This window comes from Streptomyces chisholmiae, assembly GCF_031845445.1.
GTDB classification, from domain to species: Bacteria; Actinomycetota; Actinomycetes; order Streptomycetales; family Streptomycetaceae; genus Streptomyces; species Streptomyces chisholmiae.
The window spans coordinates 1-467 of sequence record NZ_JAVREO010000141.1 but is presented as its reverse complement, the minus strand read 5'-3'; the positions used below and the strand labels follow the sequence as shown (position 1 = coordinate 467).

Here is a 467-nt window from a genome sequence, read left to right as displayed (position 1 = left end):
CGCCTGCGCCTGTCACCGCACAGCGCGTTCCTCAGCGACGCCTCACTGCGCGCGTACGCCACCGAACCGGCCCGCAACGTCATCGCCTGGTGGACCACGGGCCGCCCGCACACCCCCGTGGTCGTCCCCGCCGACGCCATCTCCGGACAAGGAGCATCGTGACCGACATCCTCACCGCACCCGCCCTGACGCCCGCCGACGCGGCGGCGGAGGAGGCCCGGCTGCGCCGCGAACTCGCCGCCGTCTACCGCCTGGTCGCCCACTTCCGGATGACCGACCTGATCTTCACGCACATCTCGCAGCGGCTCCCCGGCCCCGAGCACCACTTCCTCATCAACCCCTACGGGCTGCTCTTCGAGGAGATCACCGCCTCCAACCTCGTCAAGATCGACCTCGACGGCAACCCCGTCGAACCCACCCCGCACCCCGTCAACCCGGCCGGCTTCGTGATCCACAGCGCGATCCAC

Annotated in this window: 1 protein-coding gene; it reads left to right on the top strand. The window is 70.7% G+C overall.

Annotation, left to right across the window (positions count from 1 at the left end):
• Window positions 1-158 precede the first annotated feature (158 nt).
• The coding region (locus tag RM844_RS32480) for a class II aldolase/adducin family protein (protein ID WP_311671034.1) at window positions 159-467 on the top strand (309 nt) is incomplete at its 3' end.